This window comes from Streptomyces coffeae (genome assembly GCF_016741875.1).
GTDB lineage: Bacteria > Actinomycetota > Actinomycetes > Streptomycetales > Streptomycetaceae > Streptomyces > Streptomyces coffeae.
In genome coordinates this window covers 1-3,377 of the sequence record NZ_JAERRF010000093.1, presented here as the reverse complement: position 1 = coordinate 3,377, position 3,377 = coordinate 1, and the positions used below count along the sequence as shown (strand labels likewise).

The window sequence follows — 3,377 nt, the reverse complement described above, 5'->3', positions numbered from 1 at the left end:
TCGGGATGGGCGCCACCATACGGACGTCGGTCACCGCCCACGGGCCGAAGGCGCGGTCGAAGACGCCCATGACCCGATCGCCCACCGCGACATCGGTGACGTCCGGGCCGATGGCCGCCACCACACCGGCGGCTTCGCCACCGAGGCCGGTCTGACCAGGGACCATGCCCAGACTGATCAGTGCGTCACGGAAGTTGACGCCGGCGGCGTGCACGGCCACCCGCACCTGCCCGGGGCCCAAGGGCTCCAGCACCTCGGGGCACGGCACCGGCTTGACGTTGTCCACGGTCGCCGCGCCCATCAGCTCCAGCCGCCACGCCGGATGTCCGACCGGGCCGGTCACCCCACCGCTGCTCGGGCCACCGGCGCGCATCAGCCGCGGCACCCACACACCTCCGGCTCGCACCGCGATCTGGGGCTCATCCATCTCCACGGCGCACATGACGCCGTTCAGCACGCTTTGTGCCGGTGTGTCGTGCGACTCGGGGTCCGGGTCCAGATCGACCAGGAGGAAACGCCCGGGGTTCTCCGCTTGTGCGCTGCGCACCAGCCCGCAGACCGCGGCGCCGGGGACATCCACCGTTCGTCCGTTCCCGGGTGTGTCCGCCTCGGTGACGAGGGTCGCCCCACGTGTCACGATCACCAAGCGGGAATCCGTCAGCCGTGGTTCGGCCAGCCAGCCCTGTACCAGCTCCAAGGTCCGCTCGGTCATAGCGAGACCATCGGCCGGAGTGCCGCCGGTGTCCGACAGTTGTGCGAGGGCTACCGACGGGGCGGGGGCGCCACCGTCGAGCGCGGCCGTCAGCGCCTCGAAATGGGGATGGCATACGGCCCCGGGGAGCAGCGGTGCGCGCTCGTCGGCGCACAGCTCCGCCCAGTCACCACCGTCGCCGGTCTCCGGTCCCGCCGCGTGAGCGTCGGTGTCCCGCTCCGGTACAGGCAGCGGGGTCCAGTCCACGGTGAACAGGCCCTCCAGGTCGGGGCCGTCGGCCGACCGCAACTGCTCAACACCGGCAGGGCGCATCACCAGTGCGTCCACCGTCAGCACGGGGCAGCCGACGGCGTCGGCCACGACCACCTTCAGGCCGCGTTCGCCGTCGGTACCGTCGTCACGGGGAGAGAGCCGGACGCGTGCCGTCGTCGCGCCGGCTGCCCACAACGACACACCGTTCCAGGCGAACGGCAGCCACACCTTGGCGTCGTCCCGCTCCTCGTCCGGCCGGTCCAGAAGCAGCGCCGGATGGAGCGCGGCATCCAGCAGTGCGGGGTGGATACCGAATCCGTCCGCGTCACCCGCGTCCTCGGGCAGTGCCACTTCGGCGAGCACGTCCTGACCGTCCCGCCATGCGGCGCGCAGCCCCTGGAACGACGGCCCGTACGCATATCCCGAGGCCGCCACCCGCTCGTAGAAACCGTCCAGCCGTACGGGTTCGGCGCCTGCGGGAGGCCACACCGTCCCGAGCTCTTCCGCGGGGCCGTTGTGGGACGGCGGGCTCCCGGGAGACGGCGAGCTCCCGGGAGACGGCGGGCTCAGCACACCGACGGCGTGACACACCCATCCGGCCTCCGTACCGGGCTGGGTGTCGCGATCAGGACGGGAGTACACCCGCACATCGCGCCGCCCGTCCTCGGTGGCGGCGCCCACGACCACCTGCACCCGTAGCCCGCCCGACGCGGGCAGGATCAGCGGAACCTGGAGCGCCAGCTCCTCCACACCACCGCATCCCGCCTCGTCCGCGGCGCGCAGGGCCCACTCGACGAGCGCAGCGCCGGGCACCAGGACGGCGCCCGCCATCACATGCTCGGCCAGCCACCTGCCCCTGCCTCCGGTCGAGATGCGGCCGGTGAGCACGAGCCCACCGTCGGCGAGCCCCACCGCGGCGGGCAACAACGCATGCTCCACGCGCTGCAATCCGGCGGCGGCCACATCACCGACCCCGCCGCCCGCGGGGAGCCAGTAGCTCTCCCGCTGGAAGGCATAGGTGGGCAGATGCACCGTCCGTGGCGCCGCATCGGCCGGGAACCAGCCGGTCCAGTCGACGTCGTGGCCGTGGGCATGCAACTGGGCGAGCGTGTGTCCGAGGGCATGACCATCGGGGCGCTTACGGGTGAGGGTGGCCACGACGAGCGGTCCGGGGCCCTCGTCGGCCGCCGCATCCCCGGCACGGGACGTCGCCGCTTCACCTTCTGGTGTGTGCTGAAGGGTGTGTTGGGTCGCGGAGGCCAGGACCGGGTCGGGTCCAAGTTCGAGGAAAACACCCGTCTCGGGGGCGATGTGGGTGACGGCGGGGTGGAACAGCACCGGCTGCCGGATATGACGAGCCCAGTAGCCGGGTGTGGCGATCAGCTCGTCGGCGGGCTCGCCGGTGAGATTGCTCAGCACCGGGATGGCGGGCGGATGGTAGGTCAAACCCTCGATGGCTTGGGTGAACGGTTCGAGGATGGAATCCATCAGCGGGGAGTGGAAGGCGTGGCTCACCGTGAGGGTCTTCGTCTTGCGTCCCTTCTCCGCCCAGGTGGCGCTGATGCGGTCGACGAGTTCGACGGGTCCGGAGATGACAGTGCTGCCAGGAGTGTTCAGCGCGGCAACACCGACCTGGCCGTTGTGCTCCGCGAGATCATCGGCGAGTTCATCCGCGGTGGCCGCGATCGAGGCCATGCCGCCGCCCGCCGGCAGCTGTCCCATCAAGGTGGCGCGAGCGGCGACCAGTCGGCACGCGTCCGCCAGGTCGAACACTCCGGCCGTATGAGCGGCGGCGATTTCCCCGATCGAGTGGCCCAGCACCACATCCGGGGCCTGTCCCAAGGAGGCCAGCAGCCGGGCCAGTGCGATATGCAGGGCGAACAGACCTGCCTGCGCGTAGGTGGTGTGGTCCAGCAGCTCGGGCCGATCGACCACGCCCGTGAAAACCACCTCGCGCAGCGGGTGTTCGAGATGCGGGTCGAGCAGCCCGCAGACCTCGTCGAACGCCATGGCGAACACCGGGAACCGGTCGTACAGCTCGGCTCCCATACCCGGACGCTGGCTGCCCTGGCCGCTGAACATCCATACGGTCTTCCCCGCGATGCTGATCCCGGCGCCGGGACGTACAACCGACGGATGTGCTTCATCGGCGGCCAGGGCTTCCACGGCCGCCAGCAGTTCACCGCGTCCCTCTCCGAACACCACCGCTCGGTGCTCGAACAGCGATCGGGTGGTGGCGAGCGACCAACCGACGTCCACCGCAGACACCTCGGGGTCCGTTGCCAGCCGTGCCGCCAGTGCTGTGGCCTGGCCACGCAGAGCCTCGACGCTGCGTGCGGACAATACCCAGGGCACAACCCCGGCAGGGTCGGCAACGGGCTCCGCCGTCGATGCCGTGTCCTCCGGAACATGC

Annotated in this window: 1 protein-coding gene; it reads right to left on the bottom strand. The window is 71.0% G+C overall.

The features are described from left to right. Positions 1-3,307 (bottom strand): acyltransferase domain-containing protein (locus tag JK363_RS41035; RefSeq protein ID WP_236076569.1); only part of this gene is annotated, 3,307 nt, incomplete at its 3' end. Positions 3,308-3,377 lie beyond the last annotated feature (70 nt).